We start from the raw sequence: 21299 nt of genomic DNA, 5'->3' as shown, positions 1-21299 counted from the left end.
GCCCCAGAATCCCCCGCCGCGCCGCGTTTCGGTGACCTCGGCCTCCCCGAGCCGTTGCTGGCCACCCTGTCGGAGGTCGGCTACGAATCGCCGTCGCCGATCCAGGCCGCCACCATCCCGGCGCTGCTGTCCGGCCGCGACGTGCTCGGCACCGCCCAGACTGGCACCGGCAAGACCGCCGCGTTCGCGCTGCCGGCGCTGGCCAGGCTGGACCTGTCCAGGCACAAGCCGCAGGTGCTGGTGCTGGCGCCCACGCGCGAACTGGCGATCCAGGTGGCCGAGGCGTTCCAGCGCTATGCGGCCAAACTGCCCGGTTTCCACGTGCTGCCGATCTACGGCGGCCAGGGCTACGGCCCGCAGCTGCATGCGCTGCGCCGCGGCGTGCATGTGGTCGTCGGCACCCCCGGGCGGGTGATCGACCACCTGGAGCGCGGCACCCTGGACCTGTCCGGCCTGCAGTGCCTGGTGCTGGACGAGGCCGACGAGATGCTGCGGATGGGCTTCATCGACGATGTCGAGGCGGTGCTGCAGAAGACCCCGCCCACGCGCCAGGTGGCGCTGTTCTCGGCGACCATGCCGCCGCCGATCCGGCGCATCGCCCAGACCTACCTGAAGGATCCGGTCGAGGTCACGATCGCGGCCAAGACCACCACGTCGGCGAACATCCGCCAGCGCTACTGGTTCGTCAGCGGCCTGCACAAGCTCGACGCGCTCACCCGGATCCTGGAGGCCGAGCCGTACGACGCGATGATCGTGTTCGCGCGGACCAAGGCCGGTACCGAGGAACTGGCGGAGAAGCTGCAGGCGCGCGGCGTGGCCGCCGCGGCGATCAACGGCGACATCCAGCAGCAGCAGCGCGAGCGCACCATCCAGCAACTCAAGGACGGGCGCCTGGACGTGCTGGTGGCCACCGACGTGGCCGCGCGCGGGCTGGATGTGGAGCGGATCAGCCACGTGCTCAACTACGACATTCCGTACGACACCGAGAGCTATGTGCACCGGATCGGCCGCACCGGCCGCGCCGGGCGCAGCGGTGAGGCGATCCTGTTCGTCACCCCGCGCGAGAAGGGCATGCTGCGCGCGATCGAGCGCGCCACCCGGCAGCCGATCGAGGAAATGCGCCTGCCCACGGTCGAGGCGGTGAACGACCGCCGCGTGGCGAAATTCTTCGAGAAGATCTCCGGCGCGCTGGAAACCGGCGGGCTGGACCCGTACCGCGAGCTGGTCGAGCGTTACGCCGGCGAGCACGACGTCACCACCACCGAGGTCGCCACCGCATTGGCGCGGCTGCTGCAGGGCGATACGCCGCTGTTCCTGGAGGCGAAGGAACCGCCGCCGCGCGCGCCGCGCTTCGAGCGCGAGGGCCGCGAGGACAACCGTGGCGCGCGTGCGCCGCGCGAAGGGTTCGCCGCGCGCGGGCACGAGGGTGCTGCGCGCAGGCCACACGAGGGCGGCCACGTTGCCCGTGCGCCGCATGCATCCGGCGAGGCCGGTGAAGGCCAGCATCCGTCGCGCCCGCCGCGCGCGTACGATGCCGAGTACGGCACCCGCCCGCCGCGCGCAGCCAAGCCGCCGCGCGCGGCGCCGGACCCGGGCATGGAAACCTACCGGGTCGAGGTCGGCCACGCGCATGGGGTGAAGCCGGGGAACATCGTCGGCGCGATCGCCAACGAGGCCGGGCTGGAGAGCCGCTACATCGGCCGCATCGACATCCACGACGACCATTCGATCCTGGACCTGCCCGAAGGCATGCCGCCGGAGATCATGTCGCACCTGCAGAAGGCCTGGGTGGTCGGCCAGCAGCTGCGGATCAGCCGCTGGGACGGCAGCCATGCGCCGTCGGTCCATGGCCCCGTGGAGCGTGCGCCGAAGAAGGGCCCGTTCCGCAGCCAGGGAGAACGTCCGCACGGCGCGCATCCGCGCAAGTCCGGCAAGCCGCCGGCCAGGCCGCACCGCAAGGGTCCGCCGAAGCCGCATGGTGGCTGAGCCGGCGGCCGCCGGCTCGGGGATAATCGCGCCATGACCGAGCCCGTCCGCCTCAACAAGCACATCGCCGAAACCGGCTTCTGTTCGCGCCGCGAGGCCGATCGCCTGATCGCGGACAAGCGCGTCACCGTCAACGGCCAGCCGGCCGGGATGGGCGCGGTGGTGGGCGAGGGCGACACCGTACTGGTCGACGGCCAGCCGCTGAAGGCGCGCACGGCGAAGGCCGGCAGGCGCCGCCACGTCTACATCGCGCTGAACAAGCCGGTCGGCGTCACCTGCACCACCGAGTCCTCGGTGAAGGGGAATATCGTCGACTTCGTCGGCCACGAGCAGCGCATCTTCCCGATCGGGCGCCTGGACAAGGATTCGGAAGGCCTGATCCTGCTGACCAGCAACGGCGACATCGTCAACCAGGTCCTGCGTGCGGAAAACCGCCACCAGAAGGAATACCTGGTGGCGGTGAACAAGCCGGTCACCGACGAGTTCCTGCGCGGCATGGCGCGCGGGGTGCGCATCCACGGGCAGATGACCCTGCCGTGCCGCACCGCGCGGATCGCCAAGTTCGGCTTCCGCATCGTGCTGGAGCAGGGTCTGAACCGGCAGATCCGGCTGATGGCCGCGGCCTTCGACTACCGCGTGGTCCAGCTGCGGCGGGTGCGGATCGACAACATCAAGCTGGGCGAGCTCAAGCCGGGCAAGTGGCGCAACCTCACCGACGCCGAGCTGCGCGGGCTGCTGCCCGGGCACGACGACTGGTAATGGCGGCCGATTGATCCGGGTCATTCCCCGCCGGCGGCACCGGCATTAACATCCATGCACGTAGCGGACAGCCTGGAGGCGAGACGATGAAGATCCTGGTGGCGGTGGACGACAGCGCCGTGGCAGCGACGGTGGTCAAGAGCGTGGCGAAGCTGGCGAAGGAACTGAAGACGCCGCCGCAGCTGTTCGTGCTCAGCGTGGTGCCGAAGCTGTCCGCTGCCGCGGAGAAGGAGTTCGGCAAGGCCGGGCCGGGGCGCTACTACGAGCGCCAGGCCGAACTGGCGCTGGCGCCGTTGCGCCCGCTGCTCAAGCGCACGCGCCTGGACTGGAGCGAGCGCACGGCGATCGGCGACATCGCGCCGACGCTGCTGGCCGAGGCCAAGACGGTGAAGGCCGGCATGATCGTCATCGGCAGCCACGGAAAGGGCGCGCTGAAGAGCCTGCTGGTCGGCTCGGTGACGCAGAAGGTGATCGCGCTGAGCCCGATCCCGGTGCTGGTGGTGCACTGAGGCGCCGCGGCGGGGACGTCAGTCCACCATCTGCTTGGCTTCGGAGGTGCCCAGCACTTCGGGATGCTGGACCTCCGGTTCGGCCGCCGTCGTGGGTGCCGAGCGTCGCGCCAGCAGCGGATCGAGGAACACAGCACCCAGGATCACCGCCACGCCCAGGTAGAACAGTGGGGTCAGTTCGCGCTGCTCGCCCAGCAGCAGCGCCGCCAGCACGATCGCGTACACCGGCTCCAGGTTGGTGGCCAGCTGCACGGTGTACGCGCTGAGGTGGCGCAGCGCCACCAGCGACAGCGCGAACGGCAGCAGGGTGCAGCCCAGCGCCAGCACCAGCAGCAGCGTGCCGTCGGCCAGTCCCGGCATGACCAGCAGTTCGGAGGAGAAGCCGGGCAGCAGCACCAGCAGCGGCGCCATCGCGGTCAGGGCGACGGTGCCGGCGCCCAGTTCGACGGCGGTCACGGTCAGCGGGTCGGCATGCTCGACCAGGCGCTTGTTGAACGAACCGAACACCGCCACCAGCAGCGCCGACAGCGCGCCCACCGCCACGCCCAGGCGCATGCCGTCGGGCACGCCGCCGACCACCAGGGCCACGCCGGGCAGCACCGCCACGCCCAGTGCGAGTTCGCGCGGGCGGAACGGCCGCCGCGCCACCCATGGTTCGATCACCGCGGTGAACACCGGTGCCAGGGCAATGCAGGTCGCGGCCACCGAGGCGTTGGCCAGCTTGATCGCGCCGTAGAAGGTCAGCCAGTGCAGCGCGACCAGCACGCCGATGCCGGCGTAGGCCAGCAGCAGCCGCGACGGCAGCGCGCGCAGGCCGCGCCAGACCCGCGGCAGCAGGGCCAGGGTCGCCACCACCAGCAGCATCCGCCACCACACCAGCGGCAGCGCGGGCAGGGTTATGAGTTTCCCGAGGATCGCGGTAAAGCCCCACAGCAGCACGCAGAAGTGGATCTGCAGCTGGGCGCGGGCGCGGTCGGTCATCGGCATGGGCGCATTATCGCCCGGCGGCGGTGGCGCGTGGGTGCGGGATACGGCGCTCTTGTAGGAGGGGGCATGACCGCGACCCGACGCCGTCGGCCCAGGCGACGCCTTCGCTTTTCCGACGCCCGTGTCGCGGTCATGCCCGCTCCTACAAACGCGGGGCGAGCCAGCCGCGCAGGCCCAGTACGGCGACCATGAGCGCCGCGCCGAGGGTGGCCATCAGCATGTCCTTCTGCGCGTCCCATACGTCGCCCTGGGTGCCCAGGTAGGCCTGGCCGAGGTCGCCGCCGAACACGATGGCGGCCAGCCATTCGAACATCTCGAACAGCAACGAGTGCGACATGATGAAGCTGACCGGCAGCACGTAGCGCCAGATCCCGCGAGGCGGCGCGACCCGGTCCAGCAGTTCGACGCAGGCCGGGGCCGCCAGCACGCCGTAGAGGAAGTGCACGAGGCGGTCGAAGGAGTTGCGCTGCAGGCCGAGCATGGCGTCGGGCGAGATGCCGAAGGTGCGCTGGAAGAACGCGTCGTAGGGCACTTCGGAGTAGGTATAGTGCGCGCCGATCTCGTGCAGGACGCCGAACACGAACAGGCAGGCGTAGCTGAGCCGGGTCAGCGGCATCCGCCGCCAGCCCCAGGCCAGCACCGGCACCGCGACCACGACCAGCACGTTCTCCAGTGCCCAGTCCTGGCGGTACCAGGGCGAGATCGCCAGCGCGATCCAGACCGCGGCGAACAGGCCGAGCAGGACCAGCGCGTAGCGGGAGGAGGCGGGCGTGCGCCGGAATCCGTCGGCCATGGCGCATCCTCGCACGGAACCGGTTTACCTGTAGGAGCCCACTTCAGGGGGCGACCCGAGGCGGCCGGGCGCAGCCGCGTTGAACGCAACCGCTCCGGAGCACTGCGCGTTGAACGCTGTGACCTTCAACCGCCTCGGGTCGCCCCCTGAAGTGGGCTCCTACAGGAGGCGCTGGAGCAGGGCCTGGGCGGCGGCGGGGTTGCGTTCCTTGGCGCTGGCGATGAAGAACACGAAGACCTCGCGCGGCGTCCGGTCCGGCCGCAGCTCGGCCACATGCGGCAGGTCGGCCGGATCGTCGCCCTCGGCCCAGGCGCGGGCGCGGCGCGCCCAGGCGTCCAGGTCGGCGTCTGGATAGCCCTGCGCCAACCCGGCCTGCGCCTGCATCAGCCGTGCATAGGTGAAGTCGGCGGTGAGATCGGCGAAAGACGGGTGTTCGTCCGAGCCGGCGAACACCAGCGCCACGTTGCGCGCGCGCAGCAGCGCCAGCAGGTCGTCATCGAACGCGGCCGGATCGCGCAGTTCCAGCGCGTGGCGCAGGCGGCGGCCACCGGCCTGCGCGGGCAGCAGCTCGAGGAACGCAGCAAGATCGTCCGCTGTCGGCGACTGGCCGCGATCGAACTGCCACAGCAGCGCGCCCAGCCGGTCGCCAAGCGTGGCGATGCCGCCGACGAAATCGTCGATCTGCGCGCCGGTGCCGGCCAGGCGGCGGCTGGCCATGATCCGCTTCGGCGCCTTGGCGGTGAACAGGAAGCCGGGCGGGGTCTCGTCGCGCCACTTCGCGTACGTCTCCGGCTTCTGCGTGCCGTAGTAAGTGCCGTTGATCTCGATCGCGGTGAGCTGGCGGCTGGCGTATTCCAGCTCGCGGCGCTGGACCAGGCCCGGCGGGTAGAACATTCCGCCGCGCCACGGCGCGTAGGTCCAGCCGCCGATGCCGACATGGATGCGGCCCGGGGCGGAGGAGGGAATGGACGCGAACAGGTCTTCCATCGGCGGAGGGTGCAGGCGGCGGCGGGAACGGCAGCATAAGCCCGGCGGCAGTCCCGCCCATCGCGCGACGCTCACGTAGAGCGGGGCTTGCCCCGCTCTACGGATGGCGGCGGGGCGGGAGTGCGCGCATGCCACTAGAATCGGGGAAACATCGACCGGATGCCTGCATGTCCTCGCCAACGCCCGCTCTCCGCCTGTCCTGCCTTGCGCTGCTTGCCGCCGGCCTTCTCGCGGCCACGCCGCCGGTGCTGGCCGACGCCCCCGCCGCGCCGGCCACGGTGGCACCGGAACGGGCCGCCCTGGATCCAGCCCAACTCGATGTCTGGGTCGAACAGGTCCGCGAGCGTTTCGAGGTGCCGGGCATCGCCATCGCCGTGGTCAAGGACGGCGAAGTCGTGCTCGAGCGCGGCTGGGGCGTGCGCGAACTGGGCAAGCCCGAGCCGGTGGACGCGCACACCCTGTTCGCGATCGCCTCCAACACCAAGGCCTTCACCGCTGCCTCGCTGTCGATGCTGGCCGATGAGGGCAAGCTCTCGCTCGACGACCGGGTGGTCGACCACCTGCCGTGGTTCCGCATGTCCGACCCGTATGTGACTTCGCAGATGCGCCTCCGCGACCTGCTCACCCACCGCAGCGGGCTGGGCCTGGGCGCCGGCGACCTGCTGTTCTGGCCGGGCAGCGTCTACACCACCGAAGAGGTGGTGCGCAGATTGAAGGACGTGCCGCTGAAGACCGGCCTGCGCGAGCGCTACGCCTACGACAACATCCTCTACGCGGCGGCCACGCTGGTGATCGAGCAGGCCTCCGGGCAGCTGTACGCGCAGTTCCTGCAGCAGCGCTTCTTCGGTCCGCTGGGCATGGCGTCCACGCGCTTCAACGCCGACGAACTGCGGGCGGGCGACAACGCCGCCACCGGGCACGCGAAGGCCGACTTCACCACGCTGCGGCCGACCTTCCCGCTGACCTGGCACAACGCCTCCGGCGCCGGCGGGATCTACTCCAGCGTGCACGACATGAGCCGCTGGATGAAGGCGCAACTGGCCGGCGGAACCTTCGTCGACCCGCAGGGGCGCGAGCAGCGCCTGTTCTCGGAGAAGCGCCAGCAGTCGATGTGGTCGCTGCATTCGCCGATGAACATCGCCGAGCCCGCGGTGCCGGAGCTGGCGCCGGCCAGGCCGGATTTTCTTGGCTACGGCGAAGGCTGGATCACCTCGGAGTTCCGTGGCGAGAAGCTGGCCTGGCATACCGGCGGCTGGCCGGGCATGGTCTCGCGGGTGACCCTGGTGCCCGGGCGCGACCTGGGCATCGTGGTCCTGACCAACCAGGAGGCGGGTGGTGCATTCAATGCGTTGACCCTGCAGATCCTCGATGCGTTCCTGCAGCCGGCGCAGGGCAACGACTGGATCGCGGCCTATGCCGCCGCGGCCGGCAAGGCCCGGGCCAAGGCCGACCAGGCCTGGCAGGAACGCGTGGCCGCGCGCGACGCGCGCTCGAAGCCCTCGCTGCCGCTGTCGGCCTACGCCGGCACCTGGCGCGATGCCTGGTACGGCGACGTCGAGATCGTGCGGAATGGGGCGGAGCTGCGCATGCACTTCAAGCCCAGCCCGCTGCTCTCCGGCACCTTGCAGCACTGGCAGCACGATACCTTCCTGGTGAAGTGGGACGATCGCACGCTCAACGGCGATGCGTTCGTTACCTTCAGCCTGGACGCGGACGGGAAACTGCGCGAGGCGCGGATGGAGGCGGCGTCGGAACTGACCGACTTCAGCTTCGATTTCCAGGACCTGGTGCTGAAGCCGGTGCGTTGAGGCTTCAGCGCGGCTCGTCCGGGCGGCCCGTCCGCGGGCTCTTCCGCGTGCCCGTCCGCGTGCCGTCTGTAGGAGCTGACTTCAGTCGGCGACACGGTCGTCGGAACCATGATGACGTCGCCTGTGCCAGCGTCGTTGTCGCCGACTGAAGTCAGCTCCTACAGAAAGCGGGAGCAGCGACGCGACGCGGGCGCAGGGGCGCGAAGCGGCGCAGCCCCGCTCTACCGGATCGGTTCGTCCAGCATCAGCTGGCGGGCGAAGCGGACCGGCGGGGCGCCGTAGGACAGGATCCGGTCGTGGTAGGCCTTCAGGTCGAAGCTGTCGCCCAGCTTGGCCTCCACTGCCTTGCGCGTGTCGAAGTGCTCTTGCACGCCGACGAAGTAGGTCGGCAGCTGCGCCGAGGTGAGCTGCGCGCGGGTCCACTTGCCGGCCGCCTCGCTCTCCTGCTGGAAGGTCTGGTTGACCATCAGGTCCATCGCCTGCTCGCGGGTCCAGCCGTCCACGTGCACGCCCTGGTCGAGGATCGCATTGGCGATCGTGCGCAGGTAGAACTTCAGCTGGACCAGGCGGAACAGCGGGTCGTTGTCCAGGTAGCCGGCGTCGGCCATCATCTTCTCGGTGTAGACGGCCCAGCCTTCGGCGAACATGCCCGAGCGCAGCACCGCGCGCAGGGTCGAGGGGAACTTGGCCGAGTGCCAGCCCTCCAGGTAGTGGCCGGGCGTGCCCTCGTGGATGCTCAGCAGTTCGATCATGCGCGAGTTGTATTCGCGCAGGAACGAATCGACCTGGGCCTGGGTCCAGTCCTTCGGGATCGGCGAGACCGCGTAGAAGGTCTTCAGGTTCTTGTCCAGCGGGCCGGGCGAGTCGGCGTAGGCCACCGCCACGCCGCGCTGGAACTCCGGCATCTCGATGATCTCCACCGGTGCGTCGGGCAGGGTCACCAGGTCGTGGGTGCGCACGAACTCGGTGGCGCGGGCCAGCGCGGCTTCGGCATCGGGCACCACCTGGTCGCGCGCCGGGCGTTCGGCGTAGGCCAGTTCCAGTGCCGCCTCGATCGCCTTCTGCTGCTGTTCCGGGGTCGGGTTCTCGGGCAGTTCCGGCGCGCCGGGCTTGCCGGCAAGCACCTGGCGGGCGATGCCGTACATCTCGGCGCGCACGCGCACCAGTTCGGCCTCGGCGCGCTGCTTGATCTCCGCGCGCGAGAGCGAGGACAGCAGGGCGAACTGCAGCTTCTGGTCGTACAGCTCCGCGCCGATGCGGAAGTCGCCCTTCGCGTTCGGCACCAGGGTCTTGTCCAGCCATTCCTGGTGTTCGGCCACGGCCTTCTTCAGCCCGGCGATCGCCAGTTCGGCGCGCTCGCGCTCGGGATTGGCCAGCTGGCCCAGGTTCGGGGCGATGAAGGCGTCGACGATGCCGAGGATGCCGGCGTTCTGCTTGGCGACGGTCTCGGCGTGGATCTTCGGCACGCGCGCCGGGTCCAGGTTGGCGCGGGCCTGGGCCAGCAGCGCGGGGATCTTCTCCATGCGCGCGGTGGCCGATCCAAGACGGTCCGGCATCGGCGCGAACTCGCGCGCCATCAGCCCGTAGAGCGCGCTGCCGGCCAGGCCGCTGTAGAGCTGCGGGTCCCAGGCCCAGGACTGCAGGGTCTCGCCGCTCCAGATGTCGTACTGCAGCTGGTTGCGCAGGATCGCCGCGTCGACCTGGTTCTCGCTCGACAGAGTGGACACGTCCATCGCGTCCAGTTCGGCGAGGATCGCGCGGCTGGCCTCCAGGCCCTTCTGCCGGCCTTCGGCGCTGAGGTCGTCCAGCTCGCCATCGTAACGGTGCTCGCCGATCTGGGTGGCGCTGACCGGGGACAGCTGCAGCCAGCCGTCGAGGGCGCGCCTGGACAGGTCGGCGAAGGCGGCATCGGCCGGCGAGACGCCGGCGGTTGCAGCGGTAGCGGCCGCATCGGCGCCCGGCGCGGCGGCGGTCGTGTCCGCAGGCTCCTTGTGGCAGGCGGCCAGGCTGGCGAGGAGTGTGACGGCGAGCAGACTGCGGCGCATGGCGGGTTCCGTGACGGGCGGCGGGAAGACTGGAAGCATAGGCGCACCACGCGGCCGGCGGAACCGGGGGCTGCGGATTTTCTTCGGCTGCGGGCCGGGCCCGACAGGGCATGCGCGGCTCGGCATGCGCCTCCGGTGTGCCTGGAGTCACCGGCGCCGGGCGCGATCCATTAGGCTGGGCCCCTGCCTGTCCCGTGGAGCGCACAGATGACCACCCAGTCCGGAAGCTGCCACTGCGGCCGCATCGCCTTCGAGGTCGAAGTCGGCGACGGCATCGCCGAGGTCTACGACTGCAACTGCTCGATGTGCCGCCGCCGCGGCGGACTGCTCTGGTTCGCGCCGCGCACCGCGCTGCACCTGAAGACGGCCGAGGCGGACCTGGGCACGTACCGTTTCAACAAGAAGCACCTGGAGCACCACTACTGCCCGGACTGCGGCATCGCGCCCTTCAGCGAGGGAACGAACCCGAAGACCGGCGAAGCGACGGTGGCGGTGAACGTGCGCTGCCTGCCTGACGTGGACCTGGCGTCGCTGAAGGTGGTGCAGGCGGACGGCGCGAGCTACTGAGCCCGGCTTCCCGGCGCGCGTCGCCGTCCGGCGGCAGGCGCGCACGGCATGGCGTGCTTCAGTCTTCGTCGTCGATGAACTCGGCCATCAGGCCCAGCCGGTAGGCCAGTTCTTCCACCGCTGCGCGTACGCGCCCGGCGGTGTATTCGTTGGGTGCCTCGACTTCCAGTTCGTGCGTGCCCGGGCCGATGTCGTCGGACAGGCCCGCCGAACTGGAATCCTCGTCGTCCATGCGCGGCATCAGGTCCGCCACTTCCTCCACGTGCTCGATGCCTTCCAGGCTTTGCAGCAGGTCGGCGACGGCGCGCAGGTCGTCGTCGCTGCCGGTGATGCGGATGCGGAGCAGCTGGGGCATGGCGGTGTCTCCGTGGTCTGGCGGCCAGCCTACCGCCGCCGGATCAAGGCCGGGTGACGGCAGGGAAGGGCGCGCGCAGGCTCACCGCTTCGCCGTGCGCACCGGCAGCGGCACGTTGCACAGGTCGATGTGCCCGGCCGGCCGCTTGTAGAAATCGTCGCGGCGGTTGCGGCGCGCCTCGACCACCTCGCGGAAGGTCGCGCTGTCGGTGCGCAGCAGTTGCAGCTGGCTGCGCTCGGCCTCCGGCACCGTGCTGGCCAGGCGCACCGCGCGGATCGCGGTGCGCTGCGCCGGATCCTCGTAGAAGCCCATCGGCTCGGGCCCGCGCGGCAGTGCCGCCAGCAGTTCCATGCCCTGGATGACGCGGCCGACCTGGGGGATGTTGCGGTCCCGCTGCCGCGGCGACTGCCCGGTCACCACGTACAGCTCGGCGCCGATGCTGCTGTCGGGCTCGTTGTTGCGCCCGGCGCCGACCACGCCGTAGCAGTGCGCCATCCAGGCCTTGCCGGCCTGCGGGTCGCGCCCGGCGGCGAAGCCGTCGGCGAAGCCGACCTGCGGCGCCCAGCCGTCGACGTCGGGCAGCACCTGGAAGTCCAGGCCCTTCGCATCGCGTTCGAACTCGGCCGGCAGCTTGCGCCTGGCCGCGCCCAGCGGCCTGGCCTTCGCCGCATCGTCCGCGTCGGCGTCCCCGAACTGGACCACGAAGTTGTCCTGCACGCGGTAGATGCTGGTGCCGTCCCAGAAACCCTCGCGGGCCAGGGTGCGGATGTTGTCCACGTGGGCGGGGGCGAAGCCCGGCGCCAGCTCGATCACCACCCGGCCGCCTTCGAGTTCCAGGTACAGGGTGCTGTCCGGATCGGGGCTGCGCCAGTCGGCGACCGGCGACGCGTCCAGGATCTGCTGCGCGCTGCGGTACGGCGGCGGATCGGCGGCAAGCGCCGGGGCGGTGGCGAGCAGGGTGGCGAGCAGGGCGGGGCGCAGGATCATGGCGTGGGCATGCGTCGGAAGGATGGACGATTCTCGCAGCCACTCCCGGCAGCCGCCAGCCGGGCGGACCGTCCCGGCCTGCAACCGCTGCCCCGGCGACCGCATCTCCTTGTGCGGACCCTCCCGTGACCAACCGCCATGACTTCACGTCCCGCCCTGTTCCTGTTCCTGTTGCTTTCCTGCGGCCTGCAGATGCCCGCGAGGGCGCTGGCCGCGTCCCCGGCCGCCAGCGATGCCGCCCCGAACACCCTCGCGGCCGAGGCCGATCCCGCCCGCCAGGCGCTGGACGCCTGGCTGGCGGCCTTCAACGCCAACGACCGCGGGCAGCTGGAAGCCTTCCGCGATCGTTACGAGCCGACGATGGATGTCGACGGGATGCTGGATTTCCACCAGCGCACCGGCGGGTTCCGGCTGATCCGGTACGAACCGTCCGAACCCGGGTCGGCGCAGGCGCTGATGCAGGAAATGGATTCGGACACCGTCGCGCGCGTGCGGACGACCACGAATGCGGATGCGAAGCAGGAACTGGCGATCGAAGCCATCGAGCGTCCTGCGGACCTGCGCATCCCGCGCCTGGAGCAGGCCGCGGCGATCGATGCGTTGACGGCGAGGGCCGACGTCCAAGCGGAACAGGATGCCTTCTCCGGCGTGCTCCTGGTGGCGCGTGGCGAGCAGGTGCTGTTGCAGCGCGCGTGGGGCCTCGCCGATCGCCAGGCCGGCACGCCGGTCGCGCTCGACACCAGGTTCCGGCTGGGATCGATGAACAAGATGTTCACCGCGGTGTCCGCGCTGCAGCTGGTGCAGGCCGGCAAGCTGTCGCTGGACGGCACCGTCGGCGACTACCTGCCGGACTATCCGAACGCGGAGATCGCCAGGGTCACCATCCGCCAGCTGCTCACGCATTCCGGCGGCACCGGCGACATCTTCGGGCCGGAGTTCGACCGGCAGCGGCTGTCGCTGAAGACCCATGACGACTACGTGCGCCTGTATGGCGCGCGCGGGCCCGACCACCCGCCCGGCGAGGCGCACCGGTACAGCAATTACGGTTTCCTGCTGCTGGGCGCCATCATCGAACGCGTGAGCGGCCAGTCCTACTACGACTATGTCGACCAGAACGTCTTCGCCCCCGCCGGGATGCGCGACAGCGGTTCGCTGCCGGAGGACGCGGCGGGGCCCGGCCGCGCGCGTGCCTATACCCGTGCCGCCAACAGTGCTGCGTGGACCGACGCCGCCGACACCCTGCCGTACCGCGGTACGGCCGCCGGCGGCGGCTACAGCACCGCCGGCGACCTGCTGAAGTTCGCGCGCGCGCTGCAGTCCGGCAAGCTGCTGTCGCCGGCGCTGCTGGCCGAGGCCACGCGCAGGCAGACCCCCTGGTACGGCTACGGATTCTCGGTCGCCCAGGAGCAGGGTGTTCCCGTCTACGGCCACGGCGGCGGTGCGCAGGGCATGAACGCGGAACTCCGCATATTCCCGACTCTGGGCGAGGTGGTGATCGGCCTGGGCAATGTCGATCCGCAGGCGGTGTCGCGGCTGGTGGAGTACTACCAGGCCCGCATGCCGCTCACGCAGTAGCGGCGCGCGACACGCCGGCGCGCGGCATCCGGCGGGGCGGTCCCGGACCATGTCCGGGATCGCCCGGCGTCCGGACCTAGGGGGCGTGGATCCCTGCAGGGTGGCCGGGCTCGAACAACCGGCTGCCGATCCAGGACAGCGCCATGCAGCCCACGGCAGCCAGCGCCCAGCCAAGGGCGTCGCCATCCAGGATCCCCTGCAGCGCTTGCAGCCACTGCGCGCCGTACTGCGCGCCCATCGCGGCCGACGCGACCACGAACACGACCAGCAGGCTCCGCCACAGCAGGCGTTCGAGTCCCGCCTCGTGGCGGGCGACGTGTTTCGCGACCGCGGTGGCGAAACCGGCCGGCGGTTCGCTGCGGGGGGCGGACACCAGCGCCTCGGCCACGATGCGGTAGTCCGCCGCCGCCTCGTCCAGCCGTGCGTCCGCATCGCGTGCGCGTGCGGTGCGCATGCCGCGCTCCTGTGCCTCCCATTCGCCCGGGTCGACCTGAGGCTTGTTCCTCGTGTTCATGGCGATTCTCCTATGCGCGATTCCAGCACTCCGCGCAGTCGCTTGCGGCTGCGGAACAGGTGGCTCTTGACGGTGCCCTCGGCAAGGCCGGTCAGGCGGGCGATCTCGCCGATGGGCATCTCTTCGAGATGGTAGAGCGTAAGCAGCGTCCGCTGCAGTGGCGGCAAGGCCTCGATGGCCGCATGCAGGTGCGCGTTGATTTCCGCGTCCGCGGCGTTCGCCTCCAGATCGAAGCCGTCGCCTGTCCTTTCGGCGAGGAGCAGGCCGTCCTCGCCGTCGCTTCCTTCCACGATCGGGATGCGTTTGCGCTCGAGGTGCCGCCTGGCCACCGAGTAGGCCACCTGCGCCACCCACGATTTCAATGCGCTCTCGCCCCGGTACTGGTGCAGCGAGCGGTGGATGCGCAGGAAGACCTCCTGGCACAGTTCGCGCGTGTCGTCCGGGTGCCGCACCATGCGGTCCACGACATGCCAGCACAGGTTCTGGTATTCGCGCACCAGTCGCTCGAACGCGCCGGGCCTGCGCGCCAGGACGGCTTCCACCAGTGCCCGGTCGGCGCCAAGGGTGTCCTGGAAGGAGGCGGGGGAGGGCGGGCTGGTCATCCGGTACAGGGATACGCCGGGCGTGGCGCCGGTTGCAAATCACCGGCTGCAACCCGCTGGCATGGCCACGTATCTCAATGGGGACCCACTCGACATGGTTGCCGACTCATGAACTTCGATCTCCTCATCCCCATCACCCTGTTCGCCTCCATCGCCTACTCCATCAAGGCGGTGGTCGATGCCTACACGCGCCGGCGGATCATCGAATCGCGCGGTTCCGAGGAGCTGGTGCGCTCGCTGCTCGAGGGCGAGGCGACGCGGCGGCGCCTGGCCGCGCTGCAGTGGGGCAGCGTGTGCCTTGCGCTGGCCGGGGGCTTCGGCCTGGTGGAGCTGACCGGCGCGGACCGGGTCACCCCGGGCGTCATCGCGCTCCTGCTCGGTGCTACCGGGCTGGGAAATCTGGCGTACTACGCCCTGGAGCGGAAGCTGAAGTAGCTGGGGACGGGCCGCAGTGCGGCCTTGATCTTCAATTTTATCAATATGTTATGAGGTTCCGCGTGCGCGGGCTGGCATCAATGCCGGCTCGCGATCTCGCCCGCCGGCCATGCGCACGGCGTGACTACTAGCACATACGCTATATCAGACTTCGCAATAGCATGGCCTCCAACCTAGCGGCAGATCCGCCCGGGAGGACGCCATGTTCGATACCGAGGTCCACCTGAAGAAGTTCCAGAAGGAGATCAGCACCGGCACCGTGTCGCTGGTGCTGCTGGCGGTGCTGGCGCGTGCCGGCGAGCCGCTCTACGGCTACCTGATCGCCAAGCAGCTCGAGCGCACCGGCGACGGCGTGCTCGCCAACAAGCAGAGCGCGCTGTACCCGGTGTTGCGCAACCTGGAGGGCGGCGGCCTGCTGGACAGCTTCGTCGAGCCGTCCGTCGCCGGCCCGCCGCGCCGCTACTACCGCATCACCGATGCCGGCCGCCAGGTCCTGCAGTCCTGGGCCGCCGCCTGGCGCGCCACCCGCGATACCGTCGATTCCGCCCTGGAGGGGGTCCCCGCATGAACACCACCAATTCCGCACGGCCGCTGCCCGGCACGATCCCCGAATACCTGGAACAGCTGCGCGAGGCCCTGGCAGGCGCGGACAAGGCCATGATCCAGGACGCCCTGTACGACGCCGAGGAATACCTGCGTTCGGAACTGGCCGAGAACCCGGACCGCTCCGAATCCGAGGTGATCGCCGCGGTCGCCGGCAGCTACGGCGCGCCGGAAGAGGTCGCCGACATCTACCGCGAGACCGAGGTGACGGTGAACCGCGCGCTGCGCCCGCCGGCGCCGCCGAAGCGGCGCTCGCTGGTCGGACGCTTCTTCGGCGTGGTCGCCGATCCGTACACCTACGGTTCGCTGTTCTACATGCTGCTGGCGCTGGCCACGGGCACCTTCTACTTCACCTGGGTGGTGACCGGCATGAGCCTGTCGCTGGGCCTGCTGGTGCTGATCGTCGGCGTGCCGCTGCTGCTGCTGTTCCTGATGTCGGTACGGCTGCTGTCGCTGGTGGAAGGGCGCATCGTCGAGACCCTGCTGGGCGTGCGCATGCCGCGGCGGCCGCTGTACACGCAACGCGACAAGCCGTGGCTGACGCGGATCAAGGAGCTGTTCACCGACGTGCGCACGTGGACGGCGATGGGCTACATGCTGCTGATGCTGCCGCTGGGCACGGCCTATTTCAGCTTCGTGATCACGGCGGTGGCGCTGTCGCTGGCCTTCGCGGCGGCACCGGTGATGGTCTGGACGGGCCTGGCCGATGCGGGTGTCACGGTCGATGGCTGGCAGGTGCTGAACTATGGCGGTGATGCCTTCGTCACGTCGCTGCCGGCGTGGGGCCTGCCGCTGGTCTTCGTCGGCGCGGTGCTGATGCTGTTCGTGACCCTGCACCTGGCGCGCCTGGTCGGCCGCTTCCACGGCTGGCTGGCCCGGCACCTGCTGGTGCGCGACCCGGTGGTCTGAGCCGGCGCCACGCCCCGGCCCGCGCGCAGCGGCGGGCCGGGGGATGTCCTCCCGCTGCGATCCCGAGTCCCGATGTCCCATCCGCATGCCGCCACGGCAGGAGAGAGTATTGCCCATGGAAAAGAGCACCGTGTCCTCGTCTTCCGTTCCTTCGTCCCGCCGTGGCCGCCAGGCGCTGCTGTGGTCCCTGGTCGCCGGCGCCTGGGGCCTGTCGCTGGCGCAGTGGCTGCTGCCCGATGCCAATGCCAGTGCCAGTGCATCGGCGACGCTCGCGGCCAGCGGCCACCAGCACGTGCAGGAACTGACCGTCGAGCGGATCAACGTGGTCGACGCCAGCGGCAAGCCGCGACTGGTGATCGCGAATGCGGAACGCTTCCCCGACCCGGTGTTCCGCGGCAAGACCCATGCGCGCAGCATCCGTACCGCCGCCGGCATGGTCTTCTACGACCAGGAGGGGGTGGAAACCGGTGGATTGGCGACCATGACCGGTCCGGCCGGACACCGCATGGCGGGCCACATCTTCGACTACAACCACCAGCCCACCGATGGCATCGGCCTGATGAAGATGGAGAGCCCGGACGGCAAGTCGTGGATGGCCGGCCTGACCATCGCCGACCGCATCCCCTACAGCGAGGGTGAGGTGACCACCAGCGAAGGCGTGTCGCGGATCATGCTCTCCAACCGCAACCGCGATGCCGCGCTGGAGATCGCCGACACCAGCGGCAAGCCGCGCATCCGCATCGGCGTGGACGCGAACGATGAGCCGCGCATCGAGATCCTCGATGCCGAGGGCAAGGTGGCGCGTCGGCTCTGAACCGCCTGGATCGGTGGCGTGGAACGGAAGGGCCTGCTGCCGCCACGCTTTCGCCCTATCGCATCAGGAACGGAAAGCCCCGCTCGCAGGCGGGGCTTTCCTTGATCCCGGGGCTGCGACCCGGATCAGCCGTTGTACCTGGCGATGAACCCGCGCACCTGCGGATAGACCTTCTCGCGCCAGCGGCGGCCACTGAAGATGCCGTAGTGGCCGGCGCCCTCGACCGTCAGGTGCTTCTGCCGGGTCTTGGCGATGCCCGTGCACAGGTCGTGCGCGGCGGCGGTCTGGCCCAGGCCCGAGATGTCGTCCAGTTCGCCTTCGATGGTCATCAGCGCCGTGCCCTTGATCGCCGCCGGCCTGACCGGCTCGCCGTTGACCTTCCACTTGCCGCGCGGCAGCAGGAATTCCTGGAACACCGTCCTGATCGTGTCCAGGTAGTACTCGGCCGGCATGTCCAGCACCGCGTTGTACTCGTCGTAGAAGCGACGGTGCGATTCGGCGTCCTGCAGGTCGCCCTTGACCAGGTCCGAATAGAAGTCCCAGTGCGACATGACGTGGCGGCTGGGGTTCATCGCGATGAAGCCGGCGTGCTGCAGGAAGCCCGGGTAGACCTCGCGGCCCTGGCCCGGGTACGGCTGCGGCACCGTGTGGATCACGTGGTTCTCGAACCACGCCAGCCGGTTGCGCGTGGCCAGTCCGTTGACCTGGGTCGGGCTGCGGCGCGCGTCGATCGGCCCGCCCATCATCACCAGCGAGCGCGGCACCGGCTCGCCGCGCGCGGCCATCAGCGACACCGCCGCCAGCACCGGCACGGTCGGCTGGCACACGCTCATCACGTGCAGGTTGGCCGCGCCGATGTGGCGGATGAAGTCCTCGATGTAGGCGACGTAGTCGTCCAGCCCGAACGCGCCATCCTCCAGCGGGACCATGCGCGCGTCGATCCAGTCGGCGACGTAGACCTTGTGGTCGCGCAGCAGGGTGCGCACGGTGTCGCGCAGCAGGGTGGCGTGGTGGCCGGACAGCGGCGCCACCACCAGCACGACCGGGTCGTCCTTGAGCGCGGCGATGACGCTGGCGTCGTCGCTGTAGCGCTTGAAGCGGACCAGGCGGCAGAACGGCTTGCGCACCACCTCCTGTTCCAGCACCGGCACCTTGTGCCCGGCCACTTCCACTTCGTGGATGCCCCAGGGCGGCTTCTCGTATTCCTTGCCGAGGCGGTGCACCAGTTCGTTGCCGGCGGCGATGCGCTCGGCGCCGGGCAGGGAGGAGATCCAGCTGGAAGGGTGGGAGAAGATGCGCGAGTTGGCTTCGGCCAGATGGACCCAGGGGGCCATCATCGCGCGGTTGAGTTCATGGATCTGGTAGAGCATCGAGTGGCCACGCCTGTTGCGGGGGTGTTGCATCGCACAATCCTAACCGCATTCGCGGCTGCGCGGCACCGGTGGTATGGCCCTCCAACATGAATACGGGCCGGGCCATGCCTGGCCCGGCCCGTCGCGCGCAACGCGGTTGGCGCCTACTCGTTCGCAGGCCGCAGCCAGGCGTAGAGCACGCCACCGATCGCGCCGCCGATCAGCGGTGCCACCCAGAACAGCCACAGCTGGCCGATCGCCCCGGAGCCGGCGAACAGGGCCACGCCGGTGGAGCGGGCCGGGTTCACCGAGGTGTTGGTGACCGGGATGCTGATCAGGTGGATCAGGGTCAGGGCCAGGCCGATGGCGATCGGCGCGAAGCCGGCGGCAGCTTTGTTGTGGGTCGCGCCCATGATCACCAGCAGGAAGAACGCGGTGAGCACCACTTCGCACAGGAACGCGGCGGCCATGGTGTAGCCGCCGGGCGAGAGCACGCCGTAGCCGTTGCTGGCGAAGGCGCCGGCCGCGGTCGGATCGATGACGAAACCGCCGCCGCCGCGGGCGATCTGCAGCAGGATGAAGCCGGCGGCGATCGCGCCCAGCACCTGGGCCACGATGTAACCGGGCAGGTCCTTGGCCGGGAAGCGTCCGCCGGCGGCCAGGCCCAGGCTCACCGCCGGGTTGAAGTGTCCGCCGGAGATGTGGCCGAAGGCATACGCGCCGGTGAGCACGGTCAGGCCGAAGGCCAGCGCCACGCCGACGAAGCCGATGCCCAGCGGATTGCCGTCGCCGCCGAACTTCGCCGCCAGTACCGCACTGCCGCAACCGCCCAGCACCAGCCACAGCGTGCCGAGGAATTCGGCCGCCAAACGTTTCGTCACAGTCATCGTCGTCCCCGTCGTTGACGCCCGGAATGGGCCGGCAGAGCGTACGCCGAACACGCGGACGCTGTCGTTGCCTTCCGGTTAAACGGCGCCGCGCCGCCGGCCGCTGCCGGACCCGCGCGTGGAAGCGGCCGCCGCGGATCCGCCATCGCCGCGGCTGATTTCACCGCGTCCGGCGGCGTCCACGCGGGCCGGTCCATCGCGCCGCGATGCCAGCCGGTCGGCCAGCCGCGTCGGTTCGGGCAGGCGATAGCCGGCCAGGCAGCGCAGCGCCAGTTCCACGGCCGTGTGCAACGACACCCGGTGCCCCGGCGAGACGATCAGCGGATTGCAGCGCGGCTTGCTGCGCAGCGCGTAGCCGACCACCTCACCGCGATGGACCACCGGGCTGCGGTCGCCGCGCTCGGCGCCCGGCGGATCGAATTTGCCGGCCAGCAGCGACTTCGCCACGCCCATCGCCGGCAGCCCCGTCGCCACGCCGAAGTGCGCCGCGATGCCCAGCCGCCGCGGATGGGCGATGCCCTGGCCATCCACCATCGCCAGGTCCGGCGCCCGCGACAGCATCGCCAGCGCCCGCAGCAGCGCCGGCAGTTCGCGGAAACTCAGCAGGCCTGGCACGTATGGCATCGAGGTTGGCACCCGCGCCACGTGCGACTCCAGCGGCTGCAGCGAGTCCGCATCGACCAGCACCACCGCCGCGCGCGTGGTCGCGCCCTGGTCCTCGAAGCCGACGTCGAAGCCCGCGATCATGCGCAACGGCACCACGAAGCCATCCTCCAGCGACCCCCGTGCCGCCAGTTCCGCCTGCAACGCACGCGCCCCGGCGGTGCTGCCATCCCAGCCCGGGAAAGGATCGACGACGTCCACGGATGCCTCCATCCCGCGATTATCGCCATTGCCGGTGAAGCGCCGGCGACGACGCGACAACCAGCGCGCCCCCGCCATCCCGCTACAATCGCCATCCCGCTTTCCATCCGCCCCCCGGAGACCCCAGTGACCCGCAAGCTCGTCCTGCTGCGCCACGGCCAGAGCCAGTGGAACCTCGAGAACCGCTTCACCGGCTGGGTCGACGTCGACCTCACCGCACAGGGCCGCGCCGAGGCCGCCGCCGGCGGCAGGCTGATGCGCGAGGAAGGCCTGCGCTTCGATGTCGCCTTCACCTCCACCCTCAAGCGCGCCATCCGCACGCTCAACCTGGCCCTCGGTGAGCTGGACCAGGACTGGCTGCCGGTGCACAAGAGCTGGCGCCTCAACGAGCGCCACTACGGCGCGCTGCAGGGCCTGGACAAGGCCGAGACCGCCGCCCGGCACGGCGAGGAACAGGTCAAGACCTGGCGCCGCTCGTACGACATCCCGCCGCCGCCGATGCCGCTGGACGATCCCGGCCACCCGGCCAACGATCCGCGCTACGCCGGCCTGGACCGCAACGCGCTGCCTTCTTCCGAATCGCTGGCCACCACCCTGGACCGCGTCCTGCCGTACTGGCACGACGCCATCGCCCCGGTGCTGAAGTCCGGCAGCGACGTGCTCGTCGCCGCGCACGGCAACTCGCTGCGCGCGCTGTACAAGTACCTCAACGACGTCTCGAAGGAGGAAATCCTCGAGCTCAACATCCCCACCGGCATCCCGCTGCTGTTCGAACTGGACGACGGCCTGGCGGTGAAGTCCTACCGCTACCTCGGCGACCCCGAGGCGGCCAGGCGCGCGGCCGAGGCAGTGGCCAACCAGGGCAAGGCGAAGTAGGCGCGCCTCTCCCGCAGGACCGGAATGGCACCCGGCTTCGGCCGGGTGTCGTCGTTTCCGGGGTGCTGGATATTGCGGAGTGAGA

At 70.2% G+C, this 21299-nt stretch carries 21 protein-coding genes and 1 pseudogene; 11 read left to right on the top strand and 11 right to left on the bottom strand.

Features of this window, described 5'->3' with window-relative positions:
- The 3 genes from CSC64_RS09325 to CSC64_RS09315 all read left to right on the top strand — a co-directional run.
- The coding region (locus CSC64_RS09325; protein ID WP_162435051.1) for a DEAD/DEAH box helicase at window positions 1-1986 on the top strand (1986 nt) is incomplete at its 5' end.
- Window positions 1987-2019: 33 nt separating this feature from the next.
- The gene (locus CSC64_RS09320; RefSeq protein ID WP_162435050.1) at window positions 2020-2745 is read left to right on the top strand and encodes a pseudouridine synthase; all 726 of its coding nucleotides are present in this window, start codon (window positions 2020-2022) and stop codon (window positions 2743-2745) included.
- Between the two features lie 86 nt (window positions 2746-2831).
- A complete protein-coding gene (locus CSC64_RS09315; protein WP_162435049.1) occupies window positions 2832-3254 on the top strand; it encodes a universal stress protein in 423 nt (140 codons plus the stop codon).
- Window positions 3255-3272: 18 nt separating this feature from the next.
- Here the strand turns inward: CSC64_RS09315 and CSC64_RS09310 are convergent, their stop codons facing one another.
- The 3 genes from CSC64_RS09310 to CSC64_RS09300 form a co-directional block, all read right to left on the bottom strand.
- Window positions 3273-4241, bottom strand: coding sequence for a DMT family transporter (locus CSC64_RS09310; protein ID WP_162435048.1), 969 nt, complete (start codon window positions 4239-4241; stop codon window positions 3273-3275).
- A gap of 142 nt (window positions 4242-4383) precedes the next feature.
- The gene (locus CSC64_RS09305; protein ID WP_162435047.1) at window positions 4384-5034 is read right to left on the bottom strand and encodes a DUF2238 domain-containing protein; all 651 of its coding nucleotides are present in this window, start codon (window positions 5032-5034) and stop codon (window positions 4384-4386) included.
- 159 nt (window positions 5035-5193) lie between these two features.
- Window positions 5194-6021: a DUF72 domain-containing protein gene (locus CSC64_RS09300; protein ID WP_162435046.1), complete on the bottom strand. Its 828-nt coding sequence runs from the start codon at window positions 6019-6021 to the stop codon at window positions 5194-5196.
- A 167-nt stretch (window positions 6022-6188) separates the two neighbouring features.
- On the opposite strand from CSC64_RS09300, the gene CSC64_RS09295 reads away from it, so the two are divergent.
- On the top strand, window positions 6189-7829 hold the full coding sequence (locus CSC64_RS09295; RefSeq protein WP_162435045.1) for a serine hydrolase: 1641 nt from the start codon (window positions 6189-6191) through the stop codon (window positions 7827-7829).
- A 221-nt stretch (window positions 7830-8050) separates the two neighbouring features.
- Here CSC64_RS09295 and CSC64_RS09290 read toward each other — a convergent pair whose 3' ends face one another.
- Window positions 8051-9874: a DUF885 domain-containing protein gene (locus tag CSC64_RS09290; protein WP_162435044.1), complete on the bottom strand. Its 1824-nt coding sequence runs from the start codon at window positions 9872-9874 to the stop codon at window positions 8051-8053.
- A gap of 207 nt (window positions 9875-10081) precedes the next feature.
- Here CSC64_RS09290 and CSC64_RS09285 point away from each other — a divergent pair, with 207 nt between their 5' ends.
- Window positions 10082-10441, top strand: a complete 360-nt coding sequence (locus CSC64_RS09285; protein WP_162435043.1) for a GFA family protein — start codon at window positions 10082-10084, stop codon at window positions 10439-10441.
- Window positions 10442-10499: 58 nt separating this feature from the next.
- On the opposite strand, the gene CSC64_RS09280 is transcribed toward CSC64_RS09285, so the two are convergent.
- Both CSC64_RS09280 and CSC64_RS09275 read right to left on the bottom strand, forming a co-directional pair.
- Window positions 10500-10796 carry a hypothetical protein gene (locus CSC64_RS09280; protein WP_162435042.1) on the bottom strand — a complete coding sequence of 99 codons (297 nt, stop codon included), beginning with the start codon at window positions 10794-10796 and terminating at the stop codon, window positions 10500-10502.
- Between the two features lie 81 nt (window positions 10797-10877).
- Window positions 10878-11783, bottom strand: a complete 906-nt coding sequence (locus tag CSC64_RS09275) for a peptidylprolyl isomerase (protein WP_162435041.1) — start codon at window positions 11781-11783, stop codon at window positions 10878-10880.
- 138 nt (window positions 11784-11921) lie between these two features.
- Between CSC64_RS09275 and CSC64_RS09270 the strand changes: the two genes are divergently transcribed.
- Entirely contained in the window at window positions 11922-13358 is a 1437-nt protein-coding gene (locus CSC64_RS09270) for a serine hydrolase domain-containing protein (protein ID WP_162435040.1), read from the top strand.
- A 76-nt stretch (window positions 13359-13434) separates the two neighbouring features.
- Here CSC64_RS09270 and CSC64_RS09265 read toward each other — a convergent pair whose 3' ends face one another.
- Window positions 13435-13872 carry a hypothetical protein gene (locus CSC64_RS09265; protein ID WP_162435039.1) on the bottom strand — a complete coding sequence of 146 codons (438 nt, stop codon included), beginning with the start codon at window positions 13870-13872 and terminating at the stop codon, window positions 13435-13437.
- Window positions 13869-14474, bottom strand: coding sequence for an RNA polymerase sigma factor (locus CSC64_RS09260; protein WP_162435038.1), 606 nt, complete (start codon window positions 14472-14474; stop codon window positions 13869-13871). Before CSC64_RS09260 ends, CSC64_RS09265 begins: the two co-directional genes overlap by 4 nt.
- A gap of 108 nt (window positions 14475-14582) precedes the next feature.
- On the opposite strand from CSC64_RS09260, the gene CSC64_RS09255 reads away from it, so the two are divergent.
- The 4 genes from CSC64_RS09255 (at window position 14583) to CSC64_RS09240 (ending at window position 17235) form a co-directional block, all read left to right on the top strand.
- Window positions 14583-14909 (top strand): hypothetical protein, encoded by a 327-nt coding sequence (locus tag CSC64_RS09255; RefSeq protein WP_162435037.1) that lies wholly within the window; start codon window positions 14583-14585, stop codon window positions 14907-14909.
- A gap of 202 nt (window positions 14910-15111) precedes the next feature.
- On the top strand, window positions 15112-15477 hold the full coding sequence (locus tag CSC64_RS09250) for a PadR family transcriptional regulator (RefSeq protein WP_162435036.1): 366 nt from the start codon (window positions 15112-15114) through the stop codon (window positions 15475-15477).
- Complete coding sequence (locus CSC64_RS09245) at window positions 15474-16421, top strand: sensor domain-containing protein (RefSeq protein WP_162435035.1); 948 nt, start codon at window positions 15474-15476, stop codon at window positions 16419-16421. Before CSC64_RS09250 ends, CSC64_RS09245 begins: the two co-directional genes overlap by 4 nt.
- A gap of 115 nt (window positions 16422-16536) precedes the next feature.
- Window positions 16537-17235, top strand: a complete 699-nt coding sequence (locus CSC64_RS09240) for a hypothetical protein (protein ID WP_162435034.1) — start codon at window positions 16537-16539, stop codon at window positions 17233-17235.
- A 125-nt stretch (window positions 17236-17360) separates the two neighbouring features.
- On the opposite strand, the gene CSC64_RS09235 is transcribed toward CSC64_RS09240, so the two are convergent.
- The 3 genes and pseudogenes from CSC64_RS09235 to nfi all read right to left on the bottom strand — a co-directional run.
- Window positions 17361-18605 (bottom strand): polyhydroxyalkanoate depolymerase, encoded by a 1245-nt coding sequence (locus tag CSC64_RS09235; protein ID WP_162435052.1) that lies wholly within the window; start codon window positions 18603-18605, stop codon window positions 17361-17363.
- Window positions 18606-18751: 146 nt separating this feature from the next.
- The gene (gene aqpZ / locus CSC64_RS09230) at window positions 18752-19474 is read right to left on the bottom strand and encodes an aquaporin Z (protein WP_162435033.1); all 723 of its coding nucleotides are present in this window, start codon (window positions 19472-19474) and stop codon (window positions 18752-18754) included.
- 171 nt (window positions 19475-19645) lie between these two features.
- Window positions 19646-20494: pseudogene (gene nfi, locus CSC64_RS09225) on the bottom strand (deoxyribonuclease V); the annotation flags it as partial.
- Here nfi and gpmA point away from each other — a divergent pair.
- Window positions 20465-21214: a 2,3-diphosphoglycerate-dependent phosphoglycerate mutase gene (gpmA, locus tag CSC64_RS09220; RefSeq protein WP_162435031.1), complete on the top strand. Its 750-nt coding sequence runs from the start codon at window positions 20465-20467 to the stop codon at window positions 21212-21214. The pseudogene nfi and the gene gpmA overlap by 30 nt on opposite strands.
- Window positions 21215-21299: the final 85 nt, after the last annotated feature.

Origin of the sequence: Pseudoxanthomonas koreensis (assembly GCF_010093225.1) — a bacterium.
Lineage (GTDB): Bacteria > Pseudomonadota > Gammaproteobacteria > Xanthomonadales > Xanthomonadaceae > Pseudoxanthomonas > Pseudoxanthomonas koreensis.
Note: the sequence above shows the minus strand (reverse complement) of the source record. Positions and strands in the feature narration are given on the sequence as shown.